At 61.2% G+C, this 17,246-nt stretch carries 23 protein-coding genes; 7 read left to right on the forward strand and 16 right to left on the reverse strand.

All coding sequences use genetic code 11. The features are described 5' to 3' along the window. The first annotated feature begins 506 nt into the window (after positions 1–506). A complete protein-coding gene (locus V5F75_RS16335) occupies positions 507–710 on the forward strand; it encodes a hypothetical protein (RefSeq protein WP_394033838.1) in 204 nt (67 codons plus the stop codon). Between the two features lie 211 nt (positions 711–921). Beyond that, complete coding sequence (locus tag V5F75_RS16340; protein ID WP_394033839.1) at positions 922–1,164, forward strand: hypothetical protein; 243 nt, start codon at positions 922–924, stop codon at positions 1,162–1,164. 14 nt (positions 1,165–1,178) lie between these two features. Here V5F75_RS16340 and V5F75_RS16345 read toward each other — a convergent pair whose 3' ends face one another. Genes V5F75_RS16345 through V5F75_RS16355 form a run of 3 tightly spaced genes read right to left on the reverse strand, consistent with a single transcriptional unit; the run spans position 1,179 to position 3,263 of the window. Beyond that, positions 1,179–1,379, reverse strand: a complete 201-nt coding sequence (locus tag V5F75_RS16345; RefSeq protein WP_394033840.1) for a hypothetical protein — start codon at positions 1,377–1,379, stop codon at positions 1,179–1,181. Further along, positions 1,376–2,662: a cytochrome P450 gene (locus V5F75_RS16350; protein WP_394033841.1), complete on the reverse strand. Its 1,287-nt coding sequence runs from the start codon at positions 2,660–2,662 to the stop codon at positions 1,376–1,378. The genes V5F75_RS16345 and V5F75_RS16350 overlap by 4 nt, the downstream gene beginning before the upstream one ends. Further along, positions 2,622–3,263 carry an acyl-homoserine-lactone synthase gene (locus tag V5F75_RS16355; RefSeq protein ID WP_394033842.1) on the reverse strand — a complete coding sequence of 214 codons (642 nt, stop codon included), beginning with the start codon at positions 3,261–3,263 and terminating at the stop codon, positions 2,622–2,624. Before V5F75_RS16355 ends, V5F75_RS16350 begins: the two co-directional genes overlap by 41 nt. 84 nt (positions 3,264–3,347) lie before the next feature. On the opposite strand from V5F75_RS16355, the gene V5F75_RS16360 reads away from it, so the two are divergent. Continuing rightward, positions 3,348–4,124, forward strand: a complete 777-nt coding sequence (locus V5F75_RS16360) for a LuxR C-terminal-related transcriptional regulator (protein WP_394033843.1) — start codon at positions 3,348–3,350, stop codon at positions 4,122–4,124. A 311-nt stretch (positions 4,125–4,435) separates the two neighbouring features. Here V5F75_RS16360 and V5F75_RS16365 read toward each other — a convergent pair whose 3' ends face one another. After that, positions 4,436–4,804 (reverse strand): hypothetical protein, encoded by a 369-nt coding sequence (locus V5F75_RS16365; protein WP_394033844.1) that lies wholly within the window; start codon positions 4,802–4,804, stop codon positions 4,436–4,438. A 129-nt stretch (positions 4,805–4,933) separates the two neighbouring features. On the opposite strand from V5F75_RS16365, the gene V5F75_RS16370 reads away from it, so the two are divergent. Continuing rightward, entirely contained in the window at positions 4,934–5,452 is a 519-nt protein-coding gene (locus V5F75_RS16370) for a hypothetical protein (protein ID WP_394033845.1), read from the forward strand. A 77-nt stretch (positions 5,453–5,529) separates the two neighbouring features. Here the strand turns inward: V5F75_RS16370 and V5F75_RS16375 are convergent, their stop codons facing one another. The 11 genes from V5F75_RS16375 to V5F75_RS16425 form a co-directional block, all read right to left on the reverse strand. Beyond that, positions 5,530–5,841 (reverse strand): hypothetical protein, encoded by a 312-nt coding sequence (locus tag V5F75_RS16375; protein ID WP_394033846.1) that lies wholly within the window; start codon positions 5,839–5,841, stop codon positions 5,530–5,532. A 183-nt stretch (positions 5,842–6,024) separates the two neighbouring features. Next, complete coding sequence (locus tag V5F75_RS16380; RefSeq protein ID WP_394033847.1) at positions 6,025–6,408, reverse strand: hypothetical protein; 384 nt, start codon at positions 6,406–6,408, stop codon at positions 6,025–6,027. Next, positions 6,405–7,352, reverse strand: a complete 948-nt coding sequence (locus V5F75_RS16385; RefSeq protein WP_394033848.1) for a glycoside hydrolase family 108 protein — start codon at positions 7,350–7,352, stop codon at positions 6,405–6,407. The genes V5F75_RS16380 and V5F75_RS16385 overlap by 4 nt, the downstream gene beginning before the upstream one ends. Before the next feature lie 80 nt (positions 7,353–7,432). Continuing rightward, positions 7,433–8,023, reverse strand: a complete 591-nt coding sequence (locus tag V5F75_RS16390) for a DUF4376 domain-containing protein (RefSeq protein WP_394033849.1) — start codon at positions 8,021–8,023, stop codon at positions 7,433–7,435. Beyond that, entirely contained in the window at positions 8,023–9,144 is a 1,122-nt protein-coding gene (locus tag V5F75_RS16395; protein ID WP_394033850.1) for a hypothetical protein, read from the reverse strand. Before V5F75_RS16395 ends, V5F75_RS16390 begins: the two co-directional genes overlap by 1 nt. Before the next feature lie 104 nt (positions 9,145–9,248). Then, positions 9,249–11,183 (reverse strand): baseplate wedge 1 family protein, encoded by a 1,935-nt coding sequence (locus tag V5F75_RS16400; protein WP_394033851.1) that lies wholly within the window; start codon positions 11,181–11,183, stop codon positions 9,249–9,251. A 1-nt stretch (position 11,184) separates the two neighbouring features. After that, on the reverse strand, positions 11,185–12,360 hold the full coding sequence (locus V5F75_RS16405; protein WP_394033852.1) for a baseplate J/gp47 family protein: 1,176 nt from the start codon (positions 12,358–12,360) through the stop codon (positions 11,185–11,187). 57 nt (positions 12,361–12,417) lie between these two features. Then, positions 12,418–12,771, reverse strand: a complete 354-nt coding sequence (locus tag V5F75_RS16410; RefSeq protein WP_394033853.1) for a contractile injection system sheath initiator — start codon at positions 12,769–12,771, stop codon at positions 12,418–12,420. A 3-nt stretch (positions 12,772–12,774) separates the two neighbouring features. Further along, complete coding sequence (locus V5F75_RS16415) at positions 12,775–13,437, reverse strand: Gp138 family membrane-puncturing spike protein (protein ID WP_394033854.1); 663 nt, start codon at positions 13,435–13,437, stop codon at positions 12,775–12,777. Then, positions 13,438–14,376: a phage protein gene (locus V5F75_RS16420; protein WP_394033855.1), complete on the reverse strand. Its 939-nt coding sequence runs from the start codon at positions 14,374–14,376 to the stop codon at positions 13,438–13,440. Then, positions 14,373–14,687 (reverse strand): phage baseplate plug family protein, encoded by a 315-nt coding sequence (locus V5F75_RS16425; RefSeq protein ID WP_394033856.1) that lies wholly within the window; start codon positions 14,685–14,687, stop codon positions 14,373–14,375. Before V5F75_RS16425 ends, V5F75_RS16420 begins: the two co-directional genes overlap by 4 nt. Positions 14,688–14,793: 106 nt before the next feature. On the opposite strand from V5F75_RS16425, the gene V5F75_RS16430 reads away from it, so the two are divergent. Continuing rightward, the gene (locus V5F75_RS16430) at positions 14,794–15,057 is read left to right on the forward strand and encodes a hypothetical protein (RefSeq protein ID WP_394033857.1); all 264 of its coding nucleotides are present in this window, start codon (positions 14,794–14,796) and stop codon (positions 15,055–15,057) included. Positions 15,058–15,212: 155 nt separating this feature from the next. Here V5F75_RS16430 and V5F75_RS16435 read toward each other — a convergent pair whose 3' ends face one another. Further along, positions 15,213–15,422: an Arc family DNA-binding protein gene (locus V5F75_RS16435; RefSeq protein ID WP_394033858.1), complete on the reverse strand. Its 210-nt coding sequence runs from the start codon at positions 15,420–15,422 to the stop codon at positions 15,213–15,215. A gap of 125 nt (positions 15,423–15,547) precedes the next feature. Between V5F75_RS16435 and V5F75_RS16440 the strand changes: the two genes are divergently transcribed. Further along, a complete protein-coding gene (locus V5F75_RS16440; protein ID WP_394033859.1) occupies positions 15,548–16,414 on the forward strand; it encodes a restriction endonuclease in 867 nt (288 codons plus the stop codon). Positions 16,415–16,532: 118 nt separating this feature from the next. Further along, positions 16,533–17,243, forward strand: coding sequence for a hypothetical protein (locus tag V5F75_RS16445; RefSeq protein ID WP_394033860.1), 711 nt, complete (start codon positions 16,533–16,535; stop codon positions 17,241–17,243). Positions 17,244–17,246 lie beyond the last annotated feature (3 nt).

Consider the following 17,246-nt stretch of genomic DNA (forward strand, 5'->3'; position numbering starts at 1 on the left):
GTCCGCAATACCTCGCAGGTGTTCAATTCACTGCCGAAACCGCGCCCACGCAAGGACACCACAGGCAGAGCAGGCGGGTCGTCCACACGCCCGGAGGTCCGGTTGGATGCGCGCCCGGCGCGCCCGTAGCGCAGATCACGCCAAAGCCCGTGGAAATCCACAGCCCGGCCTTGCGCCGGACGATCCGGCACCGTAAGAAGCGCACTTCGTGAGGCCACGTGGCGGAGTGGTTACGCAGCGGACTGCAAATCCGCCTTTTTCGCCTTATATTTCAACGCCTCATTTCAAAAATCGCGACAGTTTCACGCACATTGCCGCCCAATGGGTTACAGGCAATTTCGAAACATACGCAGGCGCCCCCCGACGCCACTAATCATGTGTCAAGCAGAAGCGCTGTGGTGTGGGCGCATACCTACGGAAACAAGCGCGCCGATAAACGTCATGACCACCTATGGACATCACCATGCGCCACTGCAACCATAGGGACGGGTAACAGGGGTGATCTCATGACTCGAGTTCTTATTGTCGGCGCCGTCGCGATGTTCGGGATGACGCTGGGTGCAGAAGCCCGCGTGCTCTCGGCCCCGCAGATCCCGGCCGGTGTGGTTGCCAAGGCTGCTCCGGACGTTGCCGAAAAGGTCGCTTGCGGCTCCCGTGGCGGGCCGGGCTATAGGAAGTCGAACGGCAAATGCGCGTCCTGGCGTCGCTGAGCGTCAAGACGCGCGATGAACCGCAAGCCTTGGACATCGCCTGATGCGCCGCGCTGGCAACGCGTAGCCGCTTGGAGCGGCCTCACAATGGCCGGCGCGGCGGTATGGGCATTGGTGCTCGCAGATCCGCTGATGAGGCTTTGGCGGGCCATCTTCGGCGCGTGATCTGATCGTGTTATTGTCCGCTCACTATCAAGACGGAACCGAGGCCATGCGCACCATCATTCTCGCCGCCCTCTTGGGATTCCTCACCGCCACATCGGCGCTGGCCGATAGCTGCGTTACCACTGCCGATGCGAAAAAGCTCGCCGGCGCCGCCCGCAGCAGCTTTTTGGGCAAGTGCCAGAAGGACGCCAAAACGAGTTGCAACACCCAGGCGGCCGACAAGAAGCTCCATGGCGCAGCGCAGACCAGCTTCACCACAAAGTGCGTGAAGGACGCGGTCGGGCAATAGGTTACGCGACCGCCTCAATGCTTTGGAGATAGAGGCTCGGTGCTCCCGTCAGCGATCGAGCGCAGTCGGGAGATGGCGAGTATCAGCAACGCCGCGGCTTCGCGATCAATACGCAGCACGTCCGACTTCGCGTAGTCCAGAAATGCGGCCAGTTCGCGCGCGCTATCTCGCTCCGATGGGAGCGCCGCATCAAACCTAATGTCGCCTATGGTCATTGTGCCGCCGCCATCGCAAAGTGGGTGTCCCGCGGCTTGAGCGACAGCCGAAGAGGGGGGGGCACCAGCGTGATGGAGGGCTTCGGGCCGCCAACCTCTCCGTCTAAGGCTTTGAGCTCATAAGCCGCGGCAAACTCCAGGGCCAAGATCTGGAGCTCCAGCAATCCGACACCCATCCCGACACACGCACGTGGACCAGATCCGAATGGTAGGTAGGCCGGCCCTCCGAAGCTCCTGTCGAGCCTGAACTCGCTCGGAGCATCCCAGTTCCGTGGATCGCGGTGCATGTGCCATGGGGAGATCAGCAACGAGGTGCCGGCCTTCAGCTTCCGCCCGCCGAGTTCCAGCGGCTGACGCACTTCCCGGGACAGCCACCAAGCCGATGGGTAGAGACGCAGGACCTCGCGGACGAAGGCCAGGCTACGAGCAGCATGCGGCAGTCGATCCGGCACGAGCTCGCCTGCGGAATCGCTGACGGAGATGGCTTCTTCCGCGATCGCCTCGGCGGCCTTCGGATCGCGCGCCAAATGATGGAGCAGCCACGCGCCCGCCGTTCCTGTCGTGTGATGCCCGGCGAGCAGCAGCAGCAGGACCTCGTCGCCCATCTCTTCCTCGGTGAGGTTCAGGTCCTCAAGTGCGCGAAGGACGCTGGCATCCCCAGCTCTCTCCTTCGCCCGCTGCACAACGTGCATCATCATCGCTCGGCCATGCCGCATCCTGGCCTTCTTGCGCCTGCCAACCCATGGCAGGTCAGGGAGAACCTTGAAGATGTCCGCCGCTAGGTCATCCTCCACGAGCTTGATGGATTCGACCAGGATGCTCTCCTCGGCGGCGCTCAACACGTCGGGGCCGAAGAGGATGTTGCAGATCACCCGCAAGGTCAGCCTCGAGGTGACGTGATGCGCGTCGAACTCCTCCTCCCGCGCCAGCACGGCTGCCTGGTGTCGGGTCAGGGCCGAGATTTGCGGCACATACGTCGAGGCAAGGCCGCGGGCGAGCTGCGCGTGGAGAGCGGCCCGTCTTTCGCGATGTGCTTCCCCGGAAAGCGTCATCGAGCTTTTCCCGATGATTTCCCGTAGCTTGTATATGAGCTGGCCCTTATCGATCTCCGCTTCGGGCGCCTTCATGATCGGCTTGATCAGGGTCGGGTCCGCAACGAGCATGACCGCATAGGGGCCCATGGACAGCGGCACGAGGGGATCTTGAGCCTTGCATCCCCGATCGAGGAAGAAGCCCAGGGGATCACGCTGAAACGCGATCAGGTCCGAGAACCAGTGTTTCATCGTTCAGCTCCAAATTAGATAAGGCATGGGCTACTGCGGCATGCAGCGCGGGGCTCTGCTCTCGAAGGGGAATTTCGCCTGCTACGGCCACGATGGGGCGCCCGTCGCGATCGGTTCCGACGGATGCCGGATCGCCGTATCGATGCACCTTGATCCCGAGGCGTCCGAGCATGCGCTCATGACCGAGATCCACTAGGGCGACCAGGGCGCGCGCTTGGCGTGCCCAGCCGAAGTTCAGCATCGCGGCATAGAGCGGCCAGCTCGCCACTCGATCCACCACCGCGAACCTGCTGATCTCCCAGGCGTCCCACGTCGAAGGATAGGGTTCGGACTGCGCGAGCTTCGGAAACACGAACGCGCTCAAGTAGGGTCGATCGCAGCGGATCGCGCGAAACGCACCCACCACCTGAGCGCCTCTCAGAAGTGCGCAGTGGAGAGTCCCCGAATGATCGAATTCATCGCGTTCGAGACCATCGACGACATTCAATTTCCAGCCCAGGCGATCGACGAATACGCCTTTTCGAAATTCCAGTATCCGTCCAGTTAGAACTGGATTTTGCCCAGAACGAAAGAATAAAGCCCTTAGTCTTCGATCCTGCATATGAAATCCCCCGCCGCGCCGCGGAGGATTGCAAAGACAGATGGTCGCCGGTATCACGGAAAACCGTGAGTTTTGGGATTCCAAATGCCCCAACCAATCGAGGATGTCATCAGCGACATCGAGACAGCGACGAGTGTGGAAGCGCTTAAGATAATCCTTCAATCAGTCGCAGAGGATTGCGGATTCGCGGCTTTCTCCTTCGTCGACGCATTGCGGGTCGGAGACCTGAATCCGACTGTCGTTAACTCGATCACCTCGGCCTTCGACACGGACTATCGGAGCGAGGGATTGCTGGCCGTGGACCCCGTCCTTCCTGTAGTTCGTCGCACCAATACCCCCTTCACGTGGGGCGCCGTGCCGCTGCCGCCTCGCCTGGGTCGGCGGATACCTGGCGCCAGGAAGACGTTCGATATCGCGCACGACCACGGGTATAAGGAAGGATTGGTAATCCCATTTCATTATGTCGATAAGGTCGGGCGCCCCTATTCTTCCGTGTGCACGCTATTTTGGTCGGAGAAGCCATCGGACTTCAGGCGATCGATTGAGGAGAAGCGCGCGTATCTCCATATGATATTGATTTATTGGGCGCAGCGCGCTGTCGAGCTTTCCGATGTCGCCAAGGGTGCCGCCGATCGTTTGCGAGCCAGCGCACGGAGTGAAGTACCCACGCTCACGGACCGAGAGCGGGAAGTCCTGAGCTGGGCCGCAATGGGCAAGACAGTGCAGGACACGGCGGATATACTGTCGATATCAGCGGATACCGTCGAAACACACATTCGCACCTGCATGAAAAAATTACATGCGAATAACAAGACGCATGCCGTCGCACGTGCCATATTCCTGCGCCTCATAGATTTTTGACATTACGATAGGGAATGAGCACGCAGTTGCGAAGCGCAGTGCCCACGGCCTATAAGTGCGCGCTCATCTCATCATGCCCTGATCGAAATGAGCCAGAGTCGGGTGGGGCCTTGCGCTCCGCTCGACTCGTGCCTCCAGTGCATGAGCGCGTCAGCGGCCAGTGGTTCCTGACCTCCTTGCGCGCACCCGCACACCCATGCAACCTTGGCATTTGGGATACAGCCGATGGCTGTTGCGGGGGATCAAATGGGGCGCCGAACTGTAGCCTTTCCGGGAGCGATGCGCTCAGGCCCGGCAGTCGATGCCGACGATCACGGCGCGCCGACACTGCCTGATGACGATGCGATCATCGGCGGTATGTTCGGCATCGAATACCGCGGCTGCAAGGGCGAGGTGAGCACCAGGGACATCATGGAGAAGGCCGCGGCCTGTAGAAGAGAGAGAAGCTCCAGATCCGCGCCCATTGCCTTCTGCGCGACGCCTACCGGTCGTTCATCGCGCAGAACACTCTCACCTTGGCTCATGGTCGAACTGGCGAGGTCATACCGCACCCCGTCCGCTTTTTCGGCGCTCTTGCACCGGACAGGAATGATGTGGCCACGCCGCGCCGCAGCGGCTTCGCTGATCCGCCGAAGCTCAGCAACACAAAGATGCGCAAGGATCTGCGTGAGACTGTGCATCCGGCCGCCGTTTTTCTGATGGCCACACCCGCGCCGACAAAGCACCAATAACCGGAGAGGTAGGCGCAATCACTTCCATACGACGATCGCGCCAATTTCCTTACGGCCGAACACGTTAGGACCACCAGCATGGATCAAAATTATCTGGAAATATGGAAGGCGTTTCGCTCATATGAAGAGCACGAAAATGCACTAATAAACCACAGGACATCGTGGTTTATTACAATGCAATCAGTTCTGATTGCGACTTTTGGATTTTCCATACAAAAATATTTTGAGGTAATGGCAAAATTATCAGAAATTACAGACCCAAAATCTACACTTGAAAGAATGTCAAATATTAATTCAAAGTATCAGACTTATTTATTTATACTATGTATAATAGGAACCGCGGTTGCTTTTTGGGCACACAAGGGAATAGGAACCGCGATTACTGCACAAGTGAAAATGCGCGAACTATTTACGCAGAGTCATAAAGCTAAGGCAGATGAATATAAATTGCCCGATATATCTGGAGGCGGAGATATTGACGCCCGGAATCAAGGCGGAACATTTGCAATGTCGCTTCCGATAGCCGCTGGAGCATTCTGGATACTTGTAGCAATGGGAACATTGCTATCTATATCTGGCGTAAGCATGAAAATTTAACATTTGGATGACCAGATAGAGGCCGCCGTCGGCGGCGGCCTCCTAGTTGAGGGGCACGTAGGTGCGGGACTGTGCATTCACCGTCCGCGTTCCAACTTGTCGAGACGCTCCCGAATCGCGCGGAGCTGCTCGTCCGTACGAATGGTACGGTCCAGCACTTCGGTCTGCCGCGTCATCCCCGCCTCCACCAGCGCCAACCGTTTGTCGAAGGTCGAATAGGTGAGCAGCATGCCGCCGATCATCGCTCCCATGGTGAGCAGGTGGCCGAGGTTGATGGTCCCGTCCCAGCGCAAAGAGCGGGACCGGCCCTCGCTCATCTCATCGCGGATGATCCGGCGCATTTCGTCCTCGGCGATCTGCACGCTGGCGGCGTCGAGTTCGGTCGTCACAGGCGGCCCTCCGCGTAGCTCCGGCGCACATCCTCGTACCAATTCCGGCACGCGGCGATGTGCCCGTTAGCCGTCAAGAAGGCGGCGGCGACTTTCGCCAGCGCCACCCTTGCATCCTCGCCGCCGCGGATGTCCGGCGTGGGCACCGACGCGCAGACCGTCGGAAGCGGCGGCAGGTCACGCCTAAGGACGGCCACTCCATCCTGGCAGGCGGTCAAGAACATCGTCAGCAGAGCAGCCGGGACGGCCGGCGAGAGTTTCCAGCGCATCGGTCGCCTCCTTGAGCTGGCGCGCCTTGGCATCGAGATGGGATTGGAGCTCGGCCGCGGACTTGTTCGCAGCGGCTGAGATGGTGGCATCGGCCTGCGCGGCGGCCTTCTGGCCCTCAGCGCGGAGCCATGCCTCGCGCGCGTCGCCGCCATAGTCCATGGCAACCCAGGCCGCTGCGGCGATGGCATAGAGCAGAGCGATCTTCTCGCCGAGATAGCGCCGGGCGGCGATGTAGGCCGCGACAGCCCCGGCGGCGTAGAGCCACCAGGGCACGAAGGAGAGAATAAGCTGGATCACGCCGCTTCTCCCGGCGCCGCGGCGGGATGATCCGGTTCGGCATTGTCGTTCACGGCGGCCGCGGGCGCGGGCGCAGTAAGGTCGAGCGCATCGGCCATCTGCTTCGCGCGCCGATTGGCCCACGCCGCCCAGGCCGCACCCGCAAGCGTCGCCAGGATGCCGAGGATGATGAGGACATGCAGGGCGGCATCAATGGTCGGGTGGATGCCCTGAGCCGACTGAAGGGCCGTCGTGGTGGTGGACACCGCCGACGATGCACCGCCAACGGCCGCCGCGATGGTGCCCTTGTCTGGGCTCGGAAGCGGCTTCGCATCGGACAGCATCGCCTTGGGCGACGTGGTCATGGGCGCTTGTGGCGCCGTGACCCAGCCGGCCGGCGTGGGCGCCGCGACGCTACCGCGCGCGATGGCCTGGGACAGCTTCTTCACCTCAGCCACGCGGCGGCCCCAGCCTTTGCCGTAATATTTCCACGTCTTCAGGTTCTGGAGCATGGCCAGCCGCCGATCCGACAGCGCCGCGATGACCGCATCCACATCGTCGATCGCATTGGCGGCCTGCACCGTGCCGTCGCCGATCCGGCCATCCACCGCGATGGCGCCCTGCCCGCTCTTCGCGCGCACGTCATTGAGCGCGCGCTGAAGCCACTTCGCGGCTTGCCCATCTCCGCTGTTCACACAGGCGTCGAAGACGCAATAGTCGAGGCCGGCCGGAAGGTCTGCGGCGCGGCAGACATCCCAATAATAGGTCCGATAGATCTCCTCGCGCTCGTCCGGCGTGATGAGCCACACGTCGCGCGCCGGCAGGCCCTTGGCCTTGCGGTACTGGGTGTAGCGGCGCTGGATGATGCCGTAGGCGGTGCGGCCGCCAGGATCGCGCGGATCGTCGTCCTTGCCGCCCTCGTGCACGAGCACGCAGACGAGAGCCGGTGCGAAATTGTCATTCATGACAGGTCCTTTCGGGCAAAGAAAAAGCCGCCCAAAGGCGGCTGCGGTCAGCGTGGTGAAGCGAAAAGAATGAGAGGTTGTCAGTCCGGCCAGCCGGCGCCTGCGTCGATGGCAGCTAGGGCGGCAAGATCGGGTGCCGAAAGCGCGTCGTCCTTGAGGTCGCGCCGATGCTGGACAAGGGCGGCGTACCAGGCGCCGACCGCTGCCGCGAGGTTGAGCCCATCAGCCGGAGCCGGCAGGGGGATGCGGACGTTCTCGGTGGTAATCCAGCCGGCAGCATAGGCGGCGGGCCACAGCAGGGCGCCACCGGCGGCCCCGAGGGCGGTCGCAGCCATGGCAGTAAGATCGGCGCGGGCGCCGTCATCCACGGCGATATGCAGGCCGCCGGTGGGATAGCCTGCGGCGAGGAGCGCCTCGGCGACGGCGGCGATCTCCGCCAGCTTGGCCGCGCGGCCGGACACCAGCGGGTCAGCGGCGGGCATAGGCTCGGGGGCAGGCGGCGGCACAAGCTCGCCCCCCTCCAGCACCCACCCTTCGCAGGCCCCGGACGGTGCCGGCATCAGGCCCGCGAGGAACTCGGCCGCGTAATACTCTCCCACCGGGCCCGGCGGATCGATGATCTCCGCGACGACCGACCGGCCGTCCACATCATAGAGGCGTGCAAAAGCCATCAGTTATACTCCCACACGATGATACAGCCCTGAGCACCGTCGCCACCAGCCGCGCCGACGGTGTTAGCTCCGCTCCTCCCACCACCGGCAGCGCCGTAGCCGGTCGCGTTTGCTGGCGCGGTTACACCGCCGCCGCACCCCAGCGGCGACGCTGCGCCGTGGCCGGCGAGCGCAACGCCAGCACTGGCGGAGGCCCATGCATCGTTGGGAGACACCCCTCCATAGAGCGAATAGAATATTCCGCTGCCGGAAGGAGGCCCCGAAGGAACCCCATAAGATGCGTAGACGAATCCTGTCGTCGTCGACGTCTGCTGGCCGCCGTACCCACCCGGACATGACAATAATGATCCGAAGGAGGTGGTTCCGCCGCTGCCACCCGGGCCGGTAGATCCGCCTCCTCCAAATCCGATGGTGACAGCCACAGAGCCGAACCCAGACGTGTAAATGGCCTTGGCATAGGTGCCGCTGGACCCGCCGGCGCCGCATCCATACTGTCCAGCGCCCATTGTTGGAATTCCAGCGCCCGCACCTCCCCCGCCGATGACCTCGACCATGATCCAACGGGTACCCACCGTCGGGGTGTAGGTGCCGCTGGCTGTAATCATCCTCACGGTGAGCAGCGAGCCGGCAGCGGGCTCGGAATAAGCGATACCCGCCAGCATCCATACGGTGCCGGTCCAGATCACGGTGACGATGGCGCCCGCTTGCAGGTCGCCGGCAGCAACCGCTGCCCCTTTCTGTGTGACGACTGCAGCAGCCCCCCAACCGGCGTTGAGAGTCACGCCGCCCGTGTTCGCCGTTGCGATCAGCAGCCGCAGCATAAGGCCAGCTGCGGGCGCCACAGATATCGCGGGGCTGAGTGTCACAGTGATGGCGTTCGGCGTCCCGGCGGCCACTGCGTAATTGAGACCTTGAGAGCGGATCGCGGCCTTGTAGGACGGAAGATAGCTCACCCCGTTGTCGGGCACGTCGGCATTCAACGAGTCCACAGTGAACTGCGCAAGGACATGCGCCCCCATGGCACCTTGGCGCCAGACAGTGTTCAGCTGGGTCGAGATAGCAGTGCCTGTCCCAAACCCGCTGAAGCGGAAGCCAAGCGCCGAGTAGTCGGCGTAGTTCAAAACATCGGCATTCGCTCCCGTTCCGAACGGGAGAAATTGGTTTATTGCCATTTTTCACCTGTTTCGATTTTCGCGAAGAAGACGCATGGCGTCAGCGGGCGACATCAGCTCCAGACGCGGCTCTGGGCCTGCACGGCGGCCGTGGTACCCTTCACCGGCCAGATCACAAGCTCGTCCAGCTCGATCCAGCCGCTCACGCCGCTCGACCAGCCGATATGACCGGAGGAGATCGTCCCGCTCGGCACCTGCGCATTGGCGGATGCCGCCCCGCCGTTGACGCTGGCGAGGCCGCCGGCCCCATCCCAACCGAGCGCGAGGCCGAAGGGCGCGGTGCCCATTGATGTCACCGCGAGGCCGGCGCCAAGCGCGAGCGGCACCAGGGCGAGCACCTGCAGGCCATCCGTCGAGCGCCGGATCAGCGCTTGGCCAGAGAGCGACATCAGCGCCGCATAGCTGGACTGAGAGCAGCTTCCACGCCACGCCACGGTGCACGGGCCTGCCACAGACAGCGTCGCGAGCGCCGCCGGAGTGAGCTGGCAGATATCGCCCCCCCGCGTTACCGCCGCCGTGGTGGTGACGATATAGGAGCTGGCCCGCGTGCCCACCTCCACCTGCACATTGGTGACGCTGCCGGAGGGCGTGAGCGTGAGGGCTCCAGCCGTCGGCGTGAAGGTGTAGGTGGTGCGGACATTGGCACCGGTGCCCGTCACCGCGGCGCTCGCCGCCCCGCTCAAGGCGATGGCGCCGGTGCCCGAGAACGAGACCGTGTAGGGCTGCGCCGTCACCGTGAAGCCCTGCGCCGCTGCGGGGGCGGCAGAGCCCACGAAGAGGTTGGTGGCTGCGCCCTCCAGCAGCAGCCGCCGCCGGCCGCTCGAATAATCGAACGCGAGGGTGTTGGCCGACACCGTCATGGGCGCGCCATCTGGTCCCACCACAACCTTCGCGGCGCCCACTCGCATCAACGCAGCGGCCAGAGTCACCCCAGAACCGCTCACAAAGCACCGATTGCGCGGCACATCGAGCGCAAGCGTCGGCGCCACCCCGCCGATGGCCTGAGGCGCCAGCATGTCGTATTGAACAATGCCGGCATTGCTGTAATCCGCACCGATAGCGCGACGCACGAGGATGTTCACCGATTGCGCAATGGCGCCATAGGCTGCGATTTGCGCAGCCTCGCTGAAGGTGAAATAGGAAGTGCCCCCGGTCGCCGTGATGTAAGTGGTGCCGATTGTCGAACCATCCCGAACGGAGAGGTTCGTTATCCGATAGGTGGCGCCCGCAATCGTGTTGATTGGCAGCACAATGTCGTTGCTAGTTGACGAGGCATAATTCGGGGTGCCCAACAACGGCGCGACACGAAGGGCTTGGTCCGGGAGGACACCCCATGCGCCCTGATTGATTCCGGCCACGTACTGATTATTGACATTGAAGCCAAAGATCGCGGCCCCCTCGCGAGAGGTCACGCGATAGATGGCGCGGACGCCAGTGGGCTTGAGAGGCACATAGCCATTCGTGAACAGTGACAGCACAACCGCATTGGGGATCGCGCCTGCGATCCCGAAGACCATGCTCATGTCCTGCCGGTCCTCAATAAACATGTATGTGCCGTCATCAATGAACAGGAGATCCAGCGCACTCTTCGCGCTCTCGACCGTTCCATCCCAACTATTTGCTGCTATTTTCGCTCTGAGGAGGCGCCGATATGTCTCATCATCCAGTGACGAGAACCCAACATCGGGGTCGTATTTGCCCTTCCAGACCCCTTGGTTAATCCCGAGCCAGTCGATATTAAAAGAGAACCACACGCTGGCGATTGGGATATTCACGGCGCGTGTGCGACCAACCCACTCCCCGACTTGATCGAGTTGCACGCCGATCGCGGTGTCGAGGTCGAATTGCGCGGGAAGGAAATCCAGAAATGACTGGACCTCAGACAATGGGTGGACACTGTACTGGACAGTCTGCGTGAACCGCGGTTTGCCGCGGAAATAGGACGTGATGAGGCCCGTGTAGTCCTCGTCGTTGAATGGCGCCCCCATATCAGGTCACCGTCAAATTGATGAGAGCTGAGGACGACACCGCGGCCTCGTTATAAGTCATCACGATGTTACTGCCGGACAGGGCAGCGCCGTCGCGCGCTATCAGGATCGACAGCACGTTGTAGGTTTCAGTGGAGGCGGAGCTGGCGTCACTCAAATTCGCGGGGACGTAGAGGCGGCCGAGATAGAGGTCTTCTCCGATATCCAGGCCATTGATGTAATCTGCAATCTGCGAGACGATCTTCAGACCGATCGCGCTCGTGTACCCTGCGATTGCCTTTATCGTGATAGACACCGTGATCGGCACGTCAGAGGGCCGGAAGAAGCGTACCGTCCGCAGCATCCCGTATGCGTCGAGGACCGCCTCCGACGTCGTGCCGTAGGTGCCGCACCCAGGCCCCTTCCGCGTCAGGATCTCACGCGCGACCTCCGCCGCGTCGCCGCCGTCTACGACCAGAGCTATCGTGTGGCCTGGGATGCCGTTTGCATCCGTGGTGTCCAGATCGTTGTCGTAGAGCTTCGCCCGCTTCACGCCGGGCAATGACAGGACCGCACCCAGCAGACCATCGCCGATTGACCGCGACGGAAGAGCCGTGGACACGCGCTGGCGCAAGCGCAGCTCTGCATCCGATTCAATCGGCGCGCCTTCGGTGGCGGCGAGTAGGTTCGTGACGGTCTGCCATCCTCGCGTTGGAGTAGCGATCGTGCCAAGAGCCCCAGGAGCCGCCGAAATTTCCCCAAGGACGAGACAGCTTGCAGTTACCGTGATCTGCCCCGACACGGGGATCACCACCGCCCCCGGCAAAGCCCACGACACTCCGTTCTCGTCGCGGACTTGCCCGTCTGAAATGGTCGTCCCTGCCGTACCCCCGATAAGGACGTCGCACGTCGAACGGCTCGCGACGTTCCTGGCGATTCCGTTGATCTTCACAACGCTCGACAGGCCCGCGCCCTGAGCGGTAGACGGAGAGAATGCGTTGTAGACCGATACGGCCATCGCATTGGCATCATGAAGGGCTAATGCAATGATGTCTATCCATTGCCCGTCCTGGCTATCCGCTTCGAGATAGACGTCGTCTCCGTAGATCGCCTTGAATTTTCCAACAAGATACGTACGGATCGAATTTAGCTCCGGCGCATGAATGCCCGTCGCGTCTACAGTGCAGACAATTGCCATGATTCATCCATGCGCCGTCGTGTGCCGATCAGAACTACGCATGCCTTATGCTTTTGGTTACAGCGGAAATCTAACCGTAATCGCGCCGTATTTGGTATTGAGCTCCACAATCGCGCTCCATGCCCTGGCATCCGGGTCGAACGCGCTTGAGTAGCTCTGCAATGACGTCACACCCTGCGTTCCGAGCACGCGCGCGCGGACCACACCATCACGCGTATCCGTCGTGTATTTGCCCAGCACTTCCGTGTCCCATGGGGTGCCGGCGGACGTGTCCATGATCCATTCCCTCAGCCGGAGCTGAAGCCGCGTCATGACCGCTTGAGCCGGCGCCTCGGCGACATCTCGCCAGTAGTCCGCGCTCCCATGGCCGAACACCATGTCCCGATCACCGTCGAGCTTGCGGTACCGCATGGCTCAAACCTTCGCGTAGACAATCGAACTCGGCCCACCCTCGGTCATCACCTTCTGCCCCCCTTCTCCACCGAGATCGACCCGGCTGGCCGACACTTTGACTGACGTGGAGCCGACCGTGCTCGTAATGGTGCTTGGCGTGACGACGTGGGTGCTGCTCGATGCCTTCACGCTCACCTCATCTCCCTTCAACGAGATGACCGTGTTCCCGTCATCGGTGCGGATCTGCACCGCATCATCCGGCACGCTCTTGAGAGCGTTGGGATTGGACCTGAAACCCAGCAGGCAAAAGGCATTGGAAATATCGTGCATTCGCAGGTCAACCTGCTGCTGCTCGCCACCAGACTGCTGCCATCCATCCTGTGACCGGGACGGCACAACGGCCAGGCATTCGTCCCCCGCCCGCACCGGGAACGTCATTGCGACGCCGCCTCCAGTAGGGAACTGCATGGGCGCATCCGAGATCGGCGGATAGGAAACCCACTCTTGTGACCCGTCCGGTTTCATGCGCCGGGCTTTGATGGTGGGCTGGAGGACCGCTGTCTGCTTTTCCCTGTCCACGCTGACTATGGTGCACGGGACGGCTGTGTGGACGCTCGCAAGCCGTCCTTCCACAAGAGTAGTCACAGCCTCAAGATAGTCATCGAAACGTGCCCGATTGTCCATCTACTTGTCCTCCGGGAACACATTTACCCCGCGATCCGAAAGCGATTTCGGAATTATTTTTCCACTCGCGCTAACGCAAACAATGTCGGAATAGTATGGGTTACCCCTGGTGTCCCCGGAATGGTCAACCGTTATGACCTTGTAGATCCCGTCCACAGCAGTCTCTGGGATTAGGTAGTTCTGCGCATTCTGGTAGTTCGTCGTGAAGGCAGCCTCTTGGATGCTGGCTTGGTCGATCTGGATTCGCCGGCCCGGCCTGATTTGCGGGTTCAGGAGGCACCGAGCTTCAATGCCACCAAGCGTTTGCACCGGCATACCGATAAGGCCTGTGCGGGAATTCAAGACGATGACATCTCCCGGCCTGTAGGCATCGTTCTTCACGATCTGGAGCTTCTTACCCTGGATGCTCCAAGAGGCTCCTGTTGCCTGACAAATCGCACGCAACTGATCGCGGACCATACCAAACAGCACTTTCCCACGCGGCATCTTCATCATCCCGAGGTCAGCGATGTACCCTGCGGTGATGCCATGCTCCTTCAGAGCTTCCAGGCAAGTGTCCACCTGATCCTTGTACGTGTGACCCGCCGCCAGAGATTTGCGCACGAACCCATAGTTGAAGGCCAGATGCCCTTCCTTGGCGATGATGTTCACGTAGGTATCTGTTGGGTTCTCGCGCCCGATACGAACTTGTACGATTTCGCCCTCGAAAATCGACGCAACGTTCCCATCATATCCCGCATCAAGAACGATTGAATTATATTCCTTTTTGATTTTATTCGCCGTAGCCTGCGACAAATTCGTGATAATAAGTTCGGCATTATTAGGCGTAGCGACATCGCCCTGACGGACGGAAAACCGGATACGCATTTCCGACAAGTCCGTAGCAGATCCAGAGCTCCCGACGGTCAGATTGACACGGCGAATCCATTGGCGCGTCATTCGTTCGGTATCCAATAGAGCTTGCAGGCGTCACCCAGGTTGGCCCACGTCGGGATCGCATAGGGATCGCCAGTCGTTCCCACCACCAGCTGCCCTCCAATGCCGAGATAGGGGTATTGCGCCAGTAGGTCCGCGCCCGTCACGAGCGGGATACCGGCGGCGATGACGGCCCCTTCGAGGTCGGCAATATCCAGCACCCACCCTGCTTCCTTTGCGTCCCGATAGGTCAGGCTGAAACGATAGTCAGTCGAGCCCAGGGTCACGGTGAAAGTCGTGTTCCCGCCGGGCAATGGGATTTCAAAGGTTGCCAACGGTCATACCCCGCATGGAGAGCCGTCCGCCACGTGCAACGCGACTAGGGCCGACTCGACTTTTGGTTGCGAAACATGCTCCTCTTCTCGCGGAATGGAGGGGCGCATGTACCGAGTGATTATAGCGCTGGCGCTTATTGCCTTGCCGGGCGGGGCGCTCGCTCAGAGCTGCAAGTCCGCCAAGACGTGCGCTGAAGCCGTCGAAATGTGGTGCGATGGCTACACTGCGGCCGACCGCGATGACGACGGCATCCCGTGCGAAAACGTGTGCAAATCAAAGAAGCAGGTTGAGGCGATCATGAAGAAGACCGCCACTTGTGTGGATAAGGGCGAGGCGAAGGAAACGGCAGCTGATGATGGCGAAAAGTAGGGGCCACGATTGCAAATGCCCTCCCCGTGGTGACGCGGCGACATGAGGCTGGCGGCCCCGAAGATCCGCCCTGCCATGTCACGCCACCCGCGCCACGGGAGGGCCCATGAGCTTGGCGAGGCCGCGCGGGCGCTGGTAACACCCGTTCGGCATGTTCATTTCTGGTTCGGCGGAGTGGATTCGACCGCACCGAAGATCTTTTCCAGCGCAATCACGATTTCTGCGTTCATGCTCCGGCGGTTCGTCGCCGCCGCTTTTTTGATTTGGTCCCGCAGCCCCTGCGGGAACCGGAGAGGAAGCTGGTCTGCTGGCATCCTGGCCATCACAGACCCCACCATCACGGCGCGGCTGCCGGTCAAGGTCACGCGCGGCTCTTGAGGAAGAGGCGGCTCGGCGCGGCATGGCGAGGTCGGATGCCATTCGCGAAGCTGTGGCTGCTTGGCTGGCGCCCCCAGTTAAAACTGACTCCACCTCCGATTGAGCTTGAACTATGGTGCGTGCCGCATTTTTTTGGGGGGGCATGATGGGACGGCGGCGCAAGGGCAGCTCAGCCGAAGGGTTTGTTGTGCTCTTCGTGATTTTTATGGTCGGAAGCGTGCTCGGCGGAGCGATGGATTTCGCCAAACGCTTATGGGGGCGACTTCAGGATATCACGGGCGGAGGTGAGGCCGGAGCGGGGCTCATCGTGGCGGGCGGCGTCGGCGCGTTTCTCCTCGTTATCTGGATGATGCGCAAAGCCAAAAAAAACGAAGAGCATCGGACCATCGAAGCCGCGATCCTGAAAGCATGCGACCAAAACCGAGACGCAATACTGGCCCGCAACAAGGTTAAGCTCACAGCGCCAGACGAATATGGCCTTGTCAACCCAACAAAATGGAACAAGGAACTAGACAAGTTCATAACAAATTTTGTTAATCCGACAATACCACACCTCGCAACCAAGCCTAAATATGCGCCACATATACGTGGCATTATCGAACAGCGCTGCGATGATATCACCGCAAATGGCGCCCTCCGCCATACGGAAGCGACAGTTCGAAACGGCCTCGAATACGAGGTCTTCGTGGGGGACCTTCTGAAGGACCAAGGCTGGGACGTTTCTTTAACCCCGGCCAGCGGCGACCAGGGAGCAGACGTGATCGCCCGGCGCGGCCCCGAAGTCGTCGTGATCCAATGCAAATTCTATGCAGGAGCCGTGGGGAATAAGGCTGTCCAGGAGGTGGCCGCCGCCCGCGTCCACTACGGCGCCACCCAGGCCGCTGTTGTCTCGAAGTCCGGGTTCACCGCATCGGCGCGCCAACTTGCGGCTACCAACGATGTGGCCCTCCTTCACCATGACGAACTCTCATCCCTATAGCAGGTGGTCGCCGATGACAAAGATCATTGCACTCGGGGTGGGTTTGGCCAGCCTCACCGTTGGCGGGGGCGCAATAGGAGAGCCAGCACCCGGACCATACCCTCTCGAAGGAAAGCAGATGCCTAGAACCTGGATGATCGCTGCTGCGATTGCAGTCCTCCCGATGTTTTGGCCCCAGGCCGGCCGTGCCGAAGGCCCTGAGATCCGCGGCACGTGGTCCACAAGCTGCCCCTCGCTACCCGCACTCGAAACCCTGCACTTCGACGCCACTTCTGTGCAAGTCGCAGATCGGCATTGTCAGTTCGTCAGCTGGAAGCAGACGAGCGTCGGCTGGCATTCTCCGGTCGCCTGTTCAACCGAAGGGCACGTCAACACCGGGCAAATCCTTCTGGTGATGAAAAGTGCGACGCAGATTTTAATCGACTTCGACGGTCTGAACGGGACATTCACGAAATGCACTGCACCAGCACCGCGAACAGGCCTCAGCGCCCGGCTTGAAGGCGTCTGGGCTCGTGACCGCAAGGCTTGCCAACTCTACAGCTCCGGGAGCTTGGATAACCCCGCTCTCAATATGCACACATTACGGGGCTTTGGCGTAGTCGAGTTCAGGAGCGGGCGCCTCGATATCAAATATCAGGCTGCGCAGTGCCAATTCACGAGATCGGAGCCGGCCAAAGCCGGGGAATACAAGTTCGGCGCCACTTGCGAAGTGAAGGGACAGAGCGGAGACGAAAGCGGGATCGTTTCATTCAAGGACGATGATCGTGTCCACATCCAATTCACACGAGGGATGCTCTCGGCATTCGATCTGACAAAGTGCACGCAATAGCCC

Origin of the sequence: Xanthobacter albus (assembly GCF_043194895.2) — a bacterium.
Classification (GTDB): Bacteria; Pseudomonadota; Alphaproteobacteria; order Rhizobiales; family Xanthobacteraceae; genus Xanthobacter.

Excerpts from the sequence above, each read along its gene's own strand:
- V5F75_RS16415 (WP_394033854.1), bottom strand. The coding sequence starts at position 13,437 with ATGGACAATCGGGCACGTTTCGATGACTATCTTGAGGCTGTGACTACT.
- V5F75_RS16420 (WP_394033855.1), bottom strand. The coding sequence starts at position 14,376 with ATGACGCGCCAATGGATTCGCCGTGTCAATCTGACCGTCGGGAGCTCT.
- V5F75_RS16355 (WP_394033842.1), bottom strand. The coding sequence starts at position 3,263 with ATGCAGGATCGAAGACTAAGGGCTTTATTCTTTCGTTCTGGGCAAAAT.
- V5F75_RS16385 (WP_394033848.1), bottom strand. The coding sequence starts at position 7,352 with ATGAATGACAATTTCGCACCGGCTCTCGTCTGCGTGCTCGTGCACGAG.
- V5F75_RS16440 (WP_394033859.1), top strand. The coding sequence starts at position 15,548 with ATGGTGCGTGCCGCATTTTTTTGGGGGGGCATGATGGGACGGCGGCGC.
- V5F75_RS16405 (WP_394033852.1), bottom strand. The coding sequence starts at position 12,360 with ATGGCAATTGTCTGCACTGTAGACGCGACGGGCATTCATGCGCCGGAG.
- V5F75_RS16340 (WP_394033839.1), top strand. The coding sequence starts at position 922 with ATGCGCACCATCATTCTCGCCGCCCTCTTGGGATTCCTCACCGCCACA.
- V5F75_RS16390 (WP_394033849.1), bottom strand. The coding sequence starts at position 8,023 with ATGGCTTTTGCACGCCTCTATGATGTGGACGGCCGGTCGGTCGTCGCG.
- V5F75_RS16410 (WP_394033853.1), bottom strand. The coding sequence starts at position 12,771 with ATGCGGTACCGCAAGCTCGACGGTGATCGGGACATGGTGTTCGGCCAT.
- V5F75_RS16370 (WP_394033845.1), top strand. The coding sequence starts at position 4,934 with ATGGATCAAAATTATCTGGAAATATGGAAGGCGTTTCGCTCATATGAA.
- V5F75_RS16335 (WP_394033838.1), top strand. The coding sequence starts at position 507 with ATGACTCGAGTTCTTATTGTCGGCGCCGTCGCGATGTTCGGGATGACG.
- V5F75_RS16365 (WP_394033844.1), bottom strand. The coding sequence starts at position 4,804 with ATGCACAGTCTCACGCAGATCCTTGCGCATCTTTGTGTTGCTGAGCTT.
- V5F75_RS16350 (WP_394033841.1), bottom strand. The coding sequence starts at position 2,662 with ATGAAACACTGGTTCTCGGACCTGATCGCGTTTCAGCGTGATCCCCTG.
- V5F75_RS16430 (WP_394033857.1), top strand. The coding sequence starts at position 14,794 with ATGTACCGAGTGATTATAGCGCTGGCGCTTATTGCCTTGCCGGGCGGG.
- V5F75_RS16345 (WP_394033840.1), bottom strand. The coding sequence starts at position 1,379 with ATGACCATAGGCGACATTAGGTTTGATGCGGCGCTCCCATCGGAGCGA.
- V5F75_RS16400 (WP_394033851.1), bottom strand. The coding sequence starts at position 11,183 with ATGGGGGCGCCATTCAACGACGAGGACTACACGGGCCTCATCACGTCC.
- V5F75_RS16445 (WP_394033860.1), top strand. The coding sequence starts at position 16,533 with ATGCCTAGAACCTGGATGATCGCTGCTGCGATTGCAGTCCTCCCGATG.
- V5F75_RS16360 (WP_394033843.1), top strand. The coding sequence starts at position 3,348 with ATGCCCCAACCAATCGAGGATGTCATCAGCGACATCGAGACAGCGACG.